Origin of the sequence: Pseudomonas soli, assembly GCF_900110655.1 — a bacterium.
GTDB classification, from domain to species: domain Bacteria; phylum Pseudomonadota; class Gammaproteobacteria; order Pseudomonadales; family Pseudomonadaceae; genus Aquipseudomonas; species Aquipseudomonas soli.
The window spans coordinates 200,421-215,111 of sequence record NZ_FOEQ01000002.1; the positions used below are offsets into that span (position 1 = coordinate 200,421).

A 14,691-nucleotide genomic window follows, 5' to 3' on the forward strand; every position below is an offset into this window, starting at 1 on the left:
TCACTCTCCATGTAGGTACTGCTGAATCGGTGCGCTCAAATCTGCACGGCGGCCCGCAACAGCCAGACTTCGGGCTCGCGCTGGTAACCGCGGGGAGTGTTGAGGCTGCGCTGGTAGTCGATGTCCAGCTGCAGCGCCTTCCAGCCCAGGTTCACGCCCAGGCTCGCGCCGCTCAGGCGCTGGCTGGCGGCGCCGTAGTCGGCCTTGATCCAGCCGTGGTCCAGGCCCAGCCGTGGCGTGACGCTCAACGGCCCCTGCGCCCGCAACGGCAGGCGCAGGGTGTTGCGCCATACCGCCCCACTGGCGCCGGACAGGCTGCTGATGCGGTAGCCGCGCACGGCCGAATCGTCGGTGCCGAGCAACTGCTCGATGGCCGGCAGCGGGTCGGGGCTGTACTGCAGGTTGAGCTGGCTCTGCCACTGCCAGGCCTGACCCAGCAGCTGGCCATTGCGCCACTGGCTGAGCCCGGCGCGGTACTTGTGGAACTGCGCCCTGGGCAGGTCGGGCACCGGGCGATCGGCGTCATCGTCGGCCCCGAACCAGTGCAGCCCCTGGGCGTAGTTGAGGTCCAGGTTCCACACCGCGCGGTCGAGCCAGAACAGGTTGAGCCCGGCCTCGGCCACGGTCAGTGTCGGGCTCTGCACGTCCAGGCGCACCTTGGCGAACTCGCTGTCGACATCCTTGTGCGCCAGTTGCAGGCTGGCGCTCAGTTGATGGCGCTGGTCGCGCCACAGCACGCGCTCGCCGCGCAGGCTGAGCTGGTCGGTGATGCCGCGGCTATGCAGGGTCAGCCTGCTGAGCTTGACCGGCGAGCGGTACTCGGCATGGCTGGCGAACAGGCTGAAGGTCCAGTATCCATAGGGGATCGCGTAGTACAGGCTGGCGTTGCGGCTGTAACGGTCGCCCTGGTTGAGGGTATCGCTGGCCGACAGGCTGAGCAGGTCGTTGAGTGCCAGCGGGTTGTCCAGGCCCAGGCTGAGCACGCGACGGTCGCGCCCGGTGCTGGCGCTGCCGAGGTTGTCCAGGCCCAGGCCCACGGCCACCCGTGGCTGGCCGGCGCTGCGCGGGCGCAGGATGATCCGCGAGGCGCCCGGCTGGCTGCCGGGGGCGATGTCGGCGGTCAGGTCGACCGAGCGCAGGCGGTTGAGCTGGTCCAGGCCCTGCTCCAGGTCACGCAGGTTCAGCGGCTCGCCGAGCATGCCGGGGAAGGCCCCGGCCAGGGACACCGGCAGGCGCTGGTCGGCCAGTTCGATGGCCTCCAGGTAGCCTTCGTCCACCAGGATGTCCAGCGACTGCCCGGCCGCCGGGGCGCTGGTCAGATACGGTCGGCTGGCGATATAGCCCTTTTCCAGATAGAGCGCGGTGATACTCGCCAGCAGCTGGTTGATCTGCCCCACGCCCATGCACGCCGCCACCAGCGGGTCGATGCGCGCATCGAGGGCGGCACGGTCGATCAGGGTGACGCCGCCCACCCGCACTCCGGCCAGCGGCCAGCAGTGCGTGTCCGGGGCCGCGGCCTGGGGGACCTGCGCGGAAGTATCGGGCCCTGTGAACGCACCGCGCTGCAATTGGCGGCGGCGTTGTTCCAGTTGCAGTTGCTGCAGGTCCTGTTGTTGCTGTTGCTGTTGGCGCAACACTTCCTGGCCGGGCACGAACGTCTCGGCACGCACGTTGCCCAGGGACAGGCAAGCCAGTACGACACACAGCGATACGCGACGGCAATCAATAGCAGACAGGTACGACATACAACACCCATTCGCAGGCAAAGGCACAGCGAGAATCGCAGCACTTGGAACTTCCCGGCACGGTTACCGAGAGTTATCGGCACACGTGCAATAACTTTAGAAAGTTGAGCGTTATTCACTGGAACGCTCACGGAAAAGTTAATGACTGGCAATTACCACCCGAAGCCTCGCATGACCACCTGGTCACCCGACACCCCGTATTGCAGAGGCTAGAGGGACTGACGCGCTAGATTGTCCAACAATCAAACTTGCCGACTGTTTGAGCCAACGGTACTTCTAGACACGAGCGGGAGACACCGGACTTTAGTCGTACGCGGCCTGCTGGTTCAACTTCCCGGTTTGCGGGCAGAAGGAAAACCTGGCGAACATCGATTAAAAACCAAACATCGCGTCACTGATCAAGTGTTCTGTGCCCCGGGTTATTCGAGCAGACAAAGGGGATGAGTATCACACAAGGGCTGCGCGCTATTCAGCACCCGCTCGAGCAAGCAACGTTCTAATTCGGTAGAATACGTCGCGCCGAAATCGAAAAAGGTCCCGGCGGGATTTCGCTGTACGTGAAACAAGCCGACTAGATTATCGCCATCACGTTCTAAAATCAGTTCAAGATGCGACTCGGCCCGCGTATTACCGACAAGATAAATGTACCCTGCTACCTCTGCCCGACCGCACCAGTTCAGTTCTGCCCAGAGCTGCAGACTGCCATCCCCGGCTGCTGCTTGAGGCAACGACCATGCCCCGGTACCGTTTGCCCACCCACGCAAGGCCGGTAGCAATCGCTCGAGGGACAAAACCTCAAGCATGTGCCCACGCAAACCGAAATGCGCAGCGTTGATTGTCGATTCAGGAGCAGCATCCAGTGCGACCACCCTGGCCTGCAGCACATGGCTGAAGGCGATTTCAGAAGGTTGCTCACTCCAGCCATTGAGATCAGAAACACTTGGGCACCAGATGAGCCGTACGGTTTCATCAATCTGAATGCGCTCATGACGCTCGAAATAGGCAAGCGTGACCGTCCCTACGACCGGCAACAGCGCATCGAGACGCACCTGCGGCGCGCTGTGATCGACCTTGCTGCTATTGGGCCAGAACAGTGGCCAGTAAGTCTGCATCAGAGCAAATCCTCAACCGCCCATGCGCTTGGTCAACGCTTCGCTACCCTTGGGCGGGTAGACCACCTCCTGGGTATCGAGGTCGCGAATCTCGGAGGTAATAGTGATGGTCATCGTCTCTCGCCCAGGTGGGCCATTGATGGCATCAACCGTATCAAAGTCGACGATGTAGCGCTTGCCTGCACGAAACTCGACGTCACGCGCGGTGAAACCGCATTTGCCGCCACCGGTTCCCAGCGCATTCATCGAGGCCCAGCACCAACTCAGCGAGTGCTTGCCCGGCGTCAGGCGCAGCGCCTGCTTGCCTGCAATATCGAGAATCGACCGGCGCCCGGCCCCTTCGAGCAACTGGTCATCGACATGGGTGGCCAGCAGTAGCCGATGGAACGGCACGCCCAAGGCTCGGTAACGGACAGTGGCGAAGTACACGACCGGTGCGTCGGCCTGGTTACCGGACAGATCATGGGGCGCCATCGTTTCCGGCGCCCAGTCGCCCTGGTATTCCTTGTAGTGGTAGTTGGAGCAGGCGCCGAGCAGGCCGGCAAGTGACAGGGCGACAACCGATTTGAAGCAGGACGACAGACGCATGGTTCTTCCTTGATAAATGCAGGCGCAAGGATAGCGGCTGCGCCCCCTGAAAATCAAAATGCCATCACCCTTATGATTCACGCCCCGCGGTGTATGCTTCGCGCAAAGGCCAGCAGCCACCTGCGGCCTCCCTGCCCCTGAAAAGGACATCGTCATGCCCCGCCTGGACTGGCTTGAACACCACATGGCCCACAGCGATACCCTCGCCCAGTGGCTGCACCAACAGTTCCACTACGAGTACGCGGACGTGCCGCTTAGCGACTGGCAACGCGAGTTCGCCGAGGGCCAGCGCAACGGCCAATGGCGATGCCTGGTCGCCCTCGACGGCGACCGCCTGCTGGGCAGCGCCGCCCTGGCCAGCGACGACCTGCCCGGGCGCGGCGACCTTGGTCCGTGGCTGGCCTGCGTGTTCGTCACCCCGCAAGCACGAGGGCAAGGCCTGGCGGAGCAACTGATCGCAGGCATCTGCGACCATGCACGCAGCAGCGGGGTCTCCACGCTCTACCTGCACACCCACGACCAGAGCGCCTACTACGCCAAGCGTGGCTGGGTGCCGCTGGAACCCTTCGAGGCCTGGGGGCAGCAGCACTGGCTGATGTCACGCACGCTCTGATCGCTTGCCCGATGGCCTATGTAGAAGCGGGCTTGCCCCGCGTCAGAGCCATCCGTGCCTCACACAAATGATCCAGCAGGGAATTATTTAGCGCGCCGTTGTATCTGACCCTAGGTACAAGGCTGGCCAAACCATGGCCATGCCCCCAAGCCTTCAAGGACAACGGCCCATGAAATCACGCAGAAAACCCGTCAAGCCCATCGGCCTGAAGGACATCACCATCGTCGACGACGCCAAGATGCGCAAGGCCATCACCGCCGCCGCGCTGGGCAACGCGATGGAATGGTTCGACTTTGGCGTCTACGGCTTCGTCGCCTATGCCCTGGGCAAGGTGTTCTTCCCCAACGCCAGCCCCGGCGTGCAGATGATCGCGGCGCTGGCCACCTTCTCCGTGCCCTTCCTGATCCGCCCGCTGGGCGGGCTGTTCTTCGGCGCCCTGGGCGACCGCTACGGGCGCCAGAAAGTGCTGGCCGCGACCATCGTGATCATGTCCCTGAGCACCTTCGCCATCGGCCTGATCCCCTCCTACGCCAGCATCGGCATCTGGGCGCCGATCCTGCTGTTGCTGGCGAAGATGGCCCAGGGCTTCTCGGTGGGCGGTGAATACACCGGGGCCTCGATCTTCGTCGCCGAGTACGCCCCGGACCGCAAGCGCGGCTTCCTCGGCAGCTGGCTGGACTTCGGCTCGATCGCCGGCTTCGTCCTCGGCGCTGGCGTGGTGGTGCTGATCTCGACGCTCCTCGGCGAGGAACAGTTCCTCGAATGGGGCTGGCGCCTGCCGTTCTTCCTGGCCCTGCCGCTGGGCCTGATCGGCCTGTACCTGCGCCACGCGCTGGAAGAAACCCCGGCCTTCCAGCAACACGTCGAAAAACTCGAGCAAGGTGACCGCGAAGGCCTGGCCAGCGGGCCGAAAGTATCGTTCAAGGAGGTGGCGACCCAGCACTGGCGCAGCCTGCTGACCTGCATCGGCGTGGTGATCGCCACCAACGTCACCTACTACATGCTGCTCACCTACATGCCCAGCTACCTCTCGCACAACCTGCACTACAGCGAAGACCACGGCGTGCTGATCATCATCGCGATCATGGTCGGCATGCTGTTCGTGCAGCCGATCATCGGCCTGCTCAGCGACAAGTGGGGGCGCAAGCCATTCATCATCATCGGCAGCGTCGGCCTGTTCGCCCTGGCGATCCCGGCGTTCATGCTGATCACCAGCGGCAAGCTGGCGGTGATCTTCGCCGGCCTGTTGATCCTCGCCGTGCTGCTGAACTTCTTCATCGGCGTGATGGCCTCGACCCTGCCGGCGATGTTCCCCACCCACATCCGCTACAGCGCCCTGGCCAGCGCCTTCAACATCTCGGTGCTGATCGCCGGCCTGACCCCGACCCTCGCCGCCTGGCTGGTGGAAACCACCGACAACCTGTACATGCCGGCCTATTACCTGATGGTGATCGCCGTGATCGGCCTGCTCACCGGCCTGACCATGAAGGAGACCGCCAACCGTCCGTTGCGCGGCGCCGCCCCGGCCGCCTCGGATATCGACGAAGCCCGCGAACTTTTGCAGGAGCACCACGACAACATCGAACAGAAGATCGAGGACATCGACGCGCAGATCGCCGAGCTGGAGGCCAAGCGCAAGACCCTGGCCCAGCAGCACCCACGCATCGATTGAGGAGGCTTGCGCATTCCGCCGGATTGCTTGCCTGATCCTCTGAACCTGCGGGGTGCATCGATTGCGCAACGAGGCCATGTGCTAGCGTTTCTGGATTGGGGAACAGCGTATTCCCCGCTTCCAGAACCGATGATCAGCAGGTGAGCCCATGGAACTAAGAATCAACCAGCAGACCTACCAGGTCGAGGCCGACGCCGACACGCCCTTGCTCTGGGTAATCCGCGACGACCTCGGCCTGACCGGCACCAAGTATGGTTGCGGCCTGGCCCAATGCGGCGCCTGCTCGGTGCTGGTGGACGGCAATGTGGTGCGCGCCTGCGTCACCCCGGTGGCCGGCGTGGTCGGTCGTGAAGTCACCACCATCGAGGCCATCGAAGCCGACGCCGTAGGCAAGCGCGTGGTCGCCGCCTGGGTCGAGCACCAGGTGGCCCAGTGCGGCTACTGCCAGTCCGGCCAGGTGATGGCGGCCACCGCGCTGCTCAAGCACACCCCCAAGCCCAGCACCGAACAGATCGACGCGGCCATGGTCAACCTGTGCCGCTGCGGCACCTACAACGCCATCCATGCCGCCGTGCACGAACTAGCCCAAGGGGAGAACGCCTGATGAACGCGCGTCTCGACACCCCTGACGACCTGGCACGGCTGCGCAGCGGCGAAACGGTCAACCTGTCACGCCGGCGTTTTCTTGCCGGTAGCGCCATCGGCGCCCTGGTGCTGGGCTTCGGCCTGCCGCTGGGCTCGGCGCGGGTGCAGGCCGCCACCGCGAACACCGAGCGCGGCACCCAGGTGCCAGCCTTACTGGAAATCCGCCCCGACGGCAGCGTGCACCTGCTCAGCCCGTTCATGGAGGGCGGGCAAGGCGTCAACACGGCCATGGCGCAGATCATCGGCGAAGAACTGGACGCCGACCCGGCCACCTTCGTGGTCGAAAGCGCGCCGGCGGGCGAGGCCTACGTGGTGATGGAGAACGGCCTGCGCATCACCGGCGGCAGCATGTCGGTGCGCATGAGCTACCCGACCATGCGCCGCCTCGGCGCCCTGGCCCGCGCCATGCTGCTGCAGGCCGGCGCCGAGCAGCTGGGGGTGCCAGTGGGTGAACTGAGCACCGAGCCTGGCAAGGTGGTGCACGCGGCCTCGGGCCGTGCGCTGGGCTACGGCGAACTGGCCGCCAAGGCCATGGACCTGCCTGTGCCTGACCCTGCCAGCGTCAAGCTGCGCGACCCCAGCCAGTTCCGCTGGATCGGCAAGCCGGTGCAGCGCCTCGACGCCTACGACAAGTCCACCGGCAAGGCCGTCTACAGCATCGACGTCAAGGTCGACGGCATGCTCCACGCCGCCGTGCAGCATGCCCCGCGCCTGGGCATGACCGTAGGCAACCTGCGCAACGAGGAACAGGTCAAGGCGATGAAGGGCGTGCACTCGGTGCATCAACTGCCCGGTGCGGTCGCCGTGGTCGCCGAACGCTGGTGGCACGCCAAGCGTGCGGTGGAAGCGCTGCAGGTGGACTGGAAGGAAGTGGCAGCCGACAGCCAGGTGCGGCCTATGCCTGCCGATTTCTCCAGCGATGGCTGGCGCGAACACCTGGCCGCCCAGACCGGGCCAAGCCGCGACGAGGAAAACCACGGCGATGTCGCCGGCGCCCTGGCCGCGGCCAAGACCAAGGTCGAAGCCACCTACCACAACCAGTTCCTCAACCACGCGCAGTTGGAACCGCCCTCCGCCACCGCCCGTTTCAACCCCGACGGCTCGCTGGAAGTGTGGCTGCCCAACCAGGCCCAGGACATGTTCCGCGACGACATCGCCAAGCGCACCGGCCTGGACCCGGCGCGGATCACCCTGCATTCGCCACTGCTCGGCGGTTTCTTCGGTCGGCACTTCCTGTACGACTCGGCCAACCCCTACCCGCAGGCCATCGCCCTGGCCAAGGCGGTCGGCAGGCCGGTGAAACTGATCTGGAGCCGCGAGGAGGAGTTCCTGCGCGATGCCATGCGCCCCATGGCTGTGGTCAAGTTCCGCGCCGCGCTGGACGAAAAAGGCCTGCCGGTGGCCATCGAGGCGATCAGCGCCACCGAAGGCCCGACTGAAGCCATTGCCGGCAAGCAGGGCGACACGGTAGACCCCACCGCCCTCGAAGGGCTGTCGGGCAAGGCCTACGCCATCGCCAACAAGCGCATCGCGCAGATCTATGTCAAAGGCCCGGCCATGCTCGGCTACTGGCGCTCGGTGGGCAATTCGCTGAACGACTTCTTCTACGAGTCGTTCCTCGACGAGCTGGCCGACAAGGGCGGCCACGATCCCTTCGAGCTGCGCCTGCAACTGCTGCGGGACAACCCGCGCCTGACCACCCTGCTGCAGGCGGTGGGCGAGCTGTCCGGCGGCTGGAAGCGCGGCCCGTTCACCGCCGAGGACGGCAGCAAGCGCGCCCGTGGCGTGGCCATGGCCTCGCCGTTCGGCTCGGAGGCGGCGGTCATCGCCGAAGTGTCGCTGGAGGGCGGCCAGGTCAAGGTGCACGACATCTGGCAGGCCATCGACCCGGGCAGCATCGTCAACCCGGCGATCATCGAGGCCCAGGTCAACGGCGCGGTATCCCTGGGTCTGTCCCAGGTGCTGCTGGAAGAATCGGTGTGGCTGAACGGCATGCCACGGGCGCGCAACTACGACCTCTACCCGGTGCTGCCGCCGTCGCGCATGGCCCGGGTGCATGTGCGCATCGTCGAGAGCGGGGCAAAGATGGGCGGCATCGGTGAACCGCCGCTGCCGGCGGTGGCGCCTGCGGTGGCCAACGCCGTGGCGCAGCTCACCGGCCAGCGCGTGCGCAGCATGCCCCTGAGCCGCCATACCTTCAGCTGACACGACAAGGACAGCCCATGAACAACAGCCGATTCGCAAGAACCGCAGGCTGGCTGGCCTTGCCGTGCCTGGTCGCGGCAGGCCTGCTGGCCTGGTACGTCACCCGCGAGCCTGCCACGCCCTTCAGCGCCTCGGACAGCGCCAACGCCGCCCTGGTCAGCCGCGGTGAATACGTCGCCCGCCTCAGCGACTGCGTGGCCTGCCACAGCCTGCCGGGCAAGGCGCCCTTTGCCGGAGGCCTGGAAATGGCCACGCCGCTGGGGGCGATCCATGCCACCAACATCACCGCGGACCGCGAGCACGGCATCGGCGCCTACAGCCTGGCCGACTTCGACCGCGCCGTGCGCCAGGGTGTCGCGCCAGGAGGTCGACGGCTATACCCGGCCATGCCCTACCCGTCCTATGCCAAGCTCAGCGACGACGATGTGCGGGCGCTCTATGCGTTCTTCATGAAGGGCGTGCAACCGGCAGCCGAAGCCAATATTCCCAGCAGCATTCCCTGGCCATTGAACCTGCGCTGGCCCATAGCCCTGTGGAACGGCCTCTTCGCGCCGACCACCGCCTATGCGCAGAAACCCGACCAGGATCCGCTGTGGAATCGCGGCGCCTACATCGTCCAGGGCCCCGGCCACTGCGGCAGTTGCCATACGCCTCGGGGCCTGGCCTTCAACGAGAAAGCCCTGGACGAAAGCGGCGCGCCGTTCCTCGCCGGGGCCCTGCTCGATGGCTGGTACGCGCCGAGCCTGCGCCAGGACCACAACACCGGGCTCGGGCGCTGGAGCGAAGCCGAGATCGTGCAGTTCCTCAAGACCGGGCGCAATCGCCATGCAGTGGTGTACGGTTCGATGACCGAGGCGTTCAACAACTCCACGCAGTTCATGAGCGACGACGACCTGAGCGCGATCGCCCGCTACCTCAAGGCATTGCCCGGTGAACCTCGGCGTGATGGTGCGCCCTGGCAGTACCAGGCGACGGCCGCAGCGCCTGATGCGCCCGGCGCGCACACCTACGCGACCCGTTGCGCCAGCTGCCATGGCGCCGATGGCAAGGGCCAGGCCGAGTGGATGCCGCCGCTGGCGGGAGCCACCTCGATGCTGGCCGCAGAGAATGCCTCGGCGATCAACATCACCCTCAACGGCTCGCAGCGCATCGTCGCCGCGGGGGTGCCGGACGCCTACCGCATGCCGGCGTTCCGTGAGCAGCTGTCGGACCGGGAGATCGCCGAGGTGCTGAGTTTCGCCCGCAGTGCCTGGGGCAATCAGGGTGGCGCGGTACAGGCCAAGGCGGTGGGCGAGCTGCGCGGGCATACCGACCCTGCCAGCAGTAGCCCGATCATCCTGCATATGCGCTGATACAACATTCTCAGCGTGGGCCACAGACAACCGAGGACACCATGGAAAGCATCGACCTGCTGGTCCTGCGTACCACCCAAGACTGGCTCCAGGCCGGGCACCGCGTGCTGCTCGCCACTGTCGCCCGCACCTGGGGCTCCTCCCCTCGCCCGGTCGGCTCGATGATGGCCCTGCGCAACGATGGCCGGGTGGTCGGCAGCGTGTCCGGCGGCTGCATCGAGGACGACCTGATCCATCGCTACACCACCGCCCATGGCGGCCCCGGCCTGCCCCTGGGCAGGCCCGAGGTGATCCGCTATGGCGTCAGCGCCGACGAGGCCCACCGCTTCGGCCTGCCCTGCGGTGGCACCCTGGAACTGATCCTGGAATTCGAACCGGCCGAGCTGCCCCTGCAGCAACTGCTGGATCACCTCGACCAGGGCCGGCTGATGCGCCGCCAACTGACCCTGCACAGTGGCGCGGTGAGCCTGGCCGCCACTGCCACCCCCGAGCAGTTCAGCTTCGATGGCCGACACATGATCAACACCCTCGGCCCCGGCTACCGCATGCTGCTGATCGGCGCCGGCGCGCTGGCCGAATACCTGGCGACCATGGCCTTGTTCAACGGTTTTCGCGTGGCGGTGTGCGACCCTCGCCCCGAACACATGGCGACCTGGGCGGTGGCCGGTGTCGAGCACCTCAAGGGCATGCCGGACGATGCGGTGCGCGCCTTCAACGCAGACCTGCGCACCTGCATCATTGCCGTCAGCCACGACCCCAAGCTCGACGACCTGGCGCTGCTCGAGGCCCTGCACAGCCCGGCGTTCTATATCGGCGCCATCGGTTCGCGGCGCAACAGCCAACTGCGCCGCGAGCGATTGATCGAGCACTTCGGCGAAACCGAACAGTCCCTTGAGCGCCTGCATGGCCCCATCGGCATCTACATCGGCAGCAAGACCCCAGCAGAAATCGCGGTGAGCGTGATGGCCGAGGTCCTGGCCGCCAAGAATGCGGTCGACCTGCCACGCACTGTCAGCGTTTCCACTGCCAAGGCGTGGCAACTGCCGATGGCTTAATCGGCCAGCAGCTTGTCCACGGTCAGCGGGAAGTCGCGCATGCGCCGGCCCGTGGCGTGCTGCACGGCATTGGCTACCGCTGCAGCGACACCAATGATGCCGATCTCGCCCACACCCTTGGAGCCCAGTTCATTGACGATGTCGTCCGGCTCGTCAACGAAGATAACCTCGATGTCACCGATATCGGCGTTCACCGGCATGTGATACTCCGCCAGGTTGTGGTTCATGAAGCGCCCGAGGCCATGGTCGGTCTGGGTATGTTCTTGCAAGGCCATGCCCAGCCCCCAGACCACTCCACCAAGAATCTGGCTGCGGGCAGTCTTGGGGTTGATTACCCGCCCAGCGGCAATGGCGCTGACCACGCGCGTTACCCTTACCGTGCCCAGCGCCTCGTCCACCCGCACCTCGACGAACACCGCTGAATGGGTGGCAGTGGCGAAACCCTGGCGACGCGCGGACGGCTCGGCGTCCACCTTCACCTCCAGCGCATGCCCCTGCAGGATCGTGTCCAGGGCGTAGCCGCTGTCACCGACCCACAGCTTGCCCTCGCGCACCACGAAGCGTTCCGGCGCTTCGCCAGCCAGCGCCGGATACTGCGCCTTGGCCGCCTTGACCAAGGCCCCGCGCAGCAGTTGGCACACCTGGCGCACCGCCGAGCCGACCGAGGACACGGTGAACGAGCCCCCTTGCAACGGCGCGGTCGGCAGCGCACTGTCGCCCAGTTCGAAGGTCACGTCCGACACCGCCATAGAGGCAGCATCGGCAGCGATCTGCGTCATCACGGTGTAGGTGCCCGTCCCGATATCGGTCGTCGCGCTGCCCACCCACAGGTGGCCTTCACTGTCGAGTCGGGCCCGCGCACTGGCTTTCATCTGCATCGCCTCCCAGGCGCCGCCAGCCATCCCCCAGCCAATCAGCTCATGGCCCTCGCAGCGGCAGCGCGGCCGGGCTTCGCGCCTGTGCCAACCGAAAACGGCGGCACCCTGGTCGTAGCAAGCCAGCAGCGCCTTGCTGGAATAGGGCTTGCCCTCGTTGCCATTGATGTCGGTGAAATTGACCCGGCGCAAGGCCAGCGGATCCATACCGACTTGCCGCGCCAGTTCATCCATGGCGCACTCCAGGCCGATCAAGCCCAGCGCGGCTCCGGGGGCGCGCATGTCCAGCGGCGTGTAGACATCCAGCGGCACCAGCTTGTAGGCCATAGCCACGTTGTCGCAGCGATAGAGCATGCCGCTCCACTCCACCACGTGCTCGGTGAAATCCTCGAAGCGTGAAGTCTGGGCAATGGCCTCATGATGGATCGCCTGCAACCGGCCCTGGGCATCGGCGGCCAGGCGCAGGCGCTGCACGGTCCGGGGCCGGTAGCCAAAGGTGAACATCTGCTGACGGGTCAGGCTGACCCTGACCGACCGCTTGAGGTTCAGCGCGGCCATCGTCGCCAGCACCAGCTGGTACTGCGGTCGGAGGCCGGAACCGAACGCACCGCCGACGTAGGCGGCGCGTACCCGTACACGGTCCTTGGGCAAGTTGAACACCTGTACCAGGTAGTCCTGGCTGTTTTGCGTGCCCTGGGTCTTGTCATGCACCAGCAGGCTACCATCGTCTTGGTAGATCACCGTCGAGGCATGCGGCTCCATGGGGTTGTGGTGCTCCACCGGAGTGCTGTAGGTGGCATCGACCTTGAACGGCGCCTGGGCATATGCCGAGGCGAAATCGCCACGGGGCTTGGGCAACTCAACCGGCGCATCATGAGCCTGGTCGAAAGCGCAGAGCAAATCGGTCTGGTGGGGCTGTTCATCGATCTCGATCCGCACCAGGGTGCCAGCGTACCTGGCCAGTTCCAGTGTTTGCGCGACGACCAGCGCCAGCGGCTGACCGCTGTACAGCACCTGGTCGTTGAACAGGGGGCGAAACGGCTGGCCATCGGCAGCATCGGCGTCCTGGTAGGGCGCGTCGTCGCCGGCCATGGGTGGACGGTTCTGGTGATGCAGCACGGCGATCACGCCCGGTACTGCCAGCGCCGCAGAACAGTCGATGGCCCGCACGCTACCGCGCGCAATCGGGCTGCCGACCACGCTGCCATGCAGCAGGCCAGGCGCGGGATATTCGCCCGCATAGCGCGCCGTCCCTGTTACCTTGGCGGGCCCGTCGATGCGGTCCAGAGGTTGGCCGTTTGAAGGTTGTGGCAGGTTCATTGGCATTTCCCTCGTTGGGCCTGGATCAGGGCGCGGACGATGGCGTTGCGCGCAAGGCGAACCTTGAAGACGTTGCCTGGCAAGGGCCGGGCAGCACGCAACAGTGAGTCGGCGAAATGGGTATAGGTGTCTGCGGTGGCCGGCTGGCCAACGACCTGTCGCTCGAGCGCGGCATCGCGCCAGGGCTTATGGGCCACCCCTCCCAGCGCCACGTGCAGTGTACGGATGGCGCTGCCGTCGAGCTCCAGCGCCGCGGCCACGGACACCAGCGCAAAGGCATAGGAGGCGCGATCCCGGACCTTCAGGTAATGGCTGTACGCGGCGAAACGCGGCGCCGGGAGCTCGATGGCCAGGATCAACTCATCGTCGGCCAGGGTATTGTCACGTTCCGGCGTATCCCCAGGTAGCCGGTGAAAATCGGCAAAGGCCACGCATCGCTCGCCACTCCGTCCGCGGACGATCACCCGGGCCTCAAGGGCGGCCAGGGCGACGCACATATCCGATGGATGAACCGCCACGCACAGAGGGCTGGCGCCCAGAATCGCATGATTGCGGTTGAGACCGTCACGAGCCGGGCAACCGCTGCCAGGTGCCCGTTTGTTGCACGGTGTCGCCGTGTCGTAGAAGTAGAGGCAGCGGGTGCGCTGCAGCAGATTGCCGCCAGTGCTGGCCATGTTGCGCAACTGCGGGGAGGCACCGGCCAGGATCGCCTGGGCGAGCAACGGATAGCCCTGTTCAACGAGCGTGTTCCAGGCCAGCTCGGCATTGCTGACCAACGCGCCGATGCGCAGCCCACCGTCAGGAGTGGGGGAAATATCACGCAGCGGCAGGTCATTGATGTCGATCAACTGAGCGGGGCGGGCGACATTCTCTTTCATCAGATCGAGCAGGTTGGTGCCACCGGCGATAAAACGTGCGCCCGGCCCTGCGAGCTGCACAGCCTGGTCGATGCTGGAGGGTTTGGCGTAGGTAAAAGGCGTCATGGCCTGCAACCTCCCTGCCCATTCATCAGCGGCAACGCTTCCTCCACCGCTGCGGTGATGTTGGAGTAGGCGCCGCAGCGGCACAAATTGCCGCTCATGCCCTCACGAATCTCATCACGCGTATGCGCCCTGCCCTCACTCGCCAGGCCCAGCGCCGAACAGATCTGCCCTGGCGTGCAGTAGCCGCACTGGAAAGCATCATGGCGAATGAACGCCTGCTGCAACGGGTGCAGCGTGCCCCCTTGGGCCACACCTTCGATGGTGGTCAACGTATCACCGTCGCACATGACAGCCAGGGTCAGACAGGCATTGACCCGCCGACCATTGCGCAACACCGTGCACGCCCCGCATTGGCCGTGGTCGCAACCTTTGCGGGTGCCCACCAGGTCGAGCTGGTCACGCAACAGGTCGAGCAAAGTCAGCCAGGGCGGCAATTGCAACAGGTGATGCTGGCCATTGACGGTCAGTTGGATGGGCAGCAATGCTGCCAGGGGTTCGCAATCGCTCATGATCAAGGCCTCACGGT

The 14,691-nt window shown here is 65.6% G+C and carries 12 protein-coding genes; 6 read left to right on the plus strand and 6 right to left on the minus strand.

The features are described from left to right. Window positions 1-35 precede the first annotated feature (35 nt). From BMY03_RS05575 to BMY03_RS05585, 3 genes are all read right to left on the minus strand, one after another. Window positions 36-1,745 (minus strand): ShlB/FhaC/HecB family hemolysin secretion/activation protein, encoded by a 1,710-nt coding sequence (locus BMY03_RS05575; protein WP_094010482.1) that lies wholly within the window; start codon window positions 1,743-1,745, stop codon window positions 36-38. 419 nt (window positions 1,746-2,164) lie between these two features. Next, a complete protein-coding gene (locus BMY03_RS05580) occupies window positions 2,165-2,857 on the minus strand; it encodes a hypothetical protein (protein ID WP_094010483.1) in 693 nt (230 codons plus the stop codon). Between the two features lie 12 nt (window positions 2,858-2,869). Continuing rightward, window positions 2,870-3,445, minus strand: coding sequence for a hypothetical protein (locus BMY03_RS05585; RefSeq protein WP_094010484.1), 576 nt, complete (start codon window positions 3,443-3,445; stop codon window positions 2,870-2,872). 154 nt (window positions 3,446-3,599) lie between these two features. Here BMY03_RS05585 and BMY03_RS05590 point away from each other — a divergent pair, with 154 nt between their 5' ends. From BMY03_RS05590 to BMY03_RS05615, 6 genes are all read left to right on the plus strand, one after another. Then, window positions 3,600-4,058 (plus strand): GNAT family N-acetyltransferase, encoded by a 459-nt coding sequence (locus BMY03_RS05590; RefSeq protein WP_094010485.1) that lies wholly within the window; start codon window positions 3,600-3,602, stop codon window positions 4,056-4,058. 169 nt (window positions 4,059-4,227) lie between these two features. Continuing rightward, entirely contained in the window at window positions 4,228-5,730 is a 1,503-nt protein-coding gene (gene proP / locus BMY03_RS05595) for a glycine betaine/L-proline transporter ProP (RefSeq protein WP_023631310.1), read from the plus strand. 148 nt (window positions 5,731-5,878) lie between these two features. Then, window positions 5,879-6,334: a (2Fe-2S)-binding protein gene (locus BMY03_RS05600; protein WP_023631311.1), complete on the plus strand. Its 456-nt coding sequence runs from the start codon at window positions 5,879-5,881 to the stop codon at window positions 6,332-6,334. Then, on the plus strand, window positions 6,334-8,580 hold the full coding sequence (locus BMY03_RS05605) for a xanthine dehydrogenase family protein molybdopterin-binding subunit (protein ID WP_094010486.1): 2,247 nt from the start codon (window positions 6,334-6,336) through the stop codon (window positions 8,578-8,580). Before BMY03_RS05600 ends, BMY03_RS05605 begins: the two co-directional genes overlap by 1 nt. A 17-nt stretch (window positions 8,581-8,597) precedes the next feature. Beyond that, window positions 8,598-9,932, plus strand: a complete 1,335-nt coding sequence (locus BMY03_RS05610) for a c-type cytochrome (RefSeq protein WP_094010487.1) — start codon at window positions 8,598-8,600, stop codon at window positions 9,930-9,932. A 41-nt stretch (window positions 9,933-9,973) separates the two neighbouring features. Then, window positions 9,974-10,987 carry an XdhC family protein gene (locus tag BMY03_RS05615; protein WP_094010488.1) on the plus strand — a complete coding sequence of 338 codons (1,014 nt, stop codon included), beginning with the start codon at window positions 9,974-9,976 and terminating at the stop codon, window positions 10,985-10,987. On the opposite strand, the gene BMY03_RS05620 is transcribed toward BMY03_RS05615, so the two are convergent. The 3 genes from BMY03_RS05620 to BMY03_RS05630 are packed head-to-tail and all read right to left on the minus strand — an operon-like array spanning window position 10,984 to window position 14,674. Further along, window positions 10,984-13,182: a xanthine dehydrogenase family protein molybdopterin-binding subunit gene (locus BMY03_RS05620; RefSeq protein ID WP_094010489.1), complete on the minus strand. Its 2,199-nt coding sequence runs from the start codon at window positions 13,180-13,182 to the stop codon at window positions 10,984-10,986. The genes BMY03_RS05615 and BMY03_RS05620 overlap by 4 nt on opposite strands. Continuing rightward, window positions 13,179-14,165 (minus strand): FAD binding domain-containing protein, encoded by a 987-nt coding sequence (locus BMY03_RS05625; RefSeq protein WP_094010490.1) that lies wholly within the window; start codon window positions 14,163-14,165, stop codon window positions 13,179-13,181. Before BMY03_RS05625 ends, BMY03_RS05620 begins: the two co-directional genes overlap by 4 nt. Further along, entirely contained in the window at window positions 14,162-14,674 is a 513-nt protein-coding gene (locus BMY03_RS05630) for a (2Fe-2S)-binding protein (protein WP_023629408.1), read from the minus strand. Before BMY03_RS05630 ends, BMY03_RS05625 begins: the two co-directional genes overlap by 4 nt. Window positions 14,675-14,691: the final 17 nt, after the last annotated feature.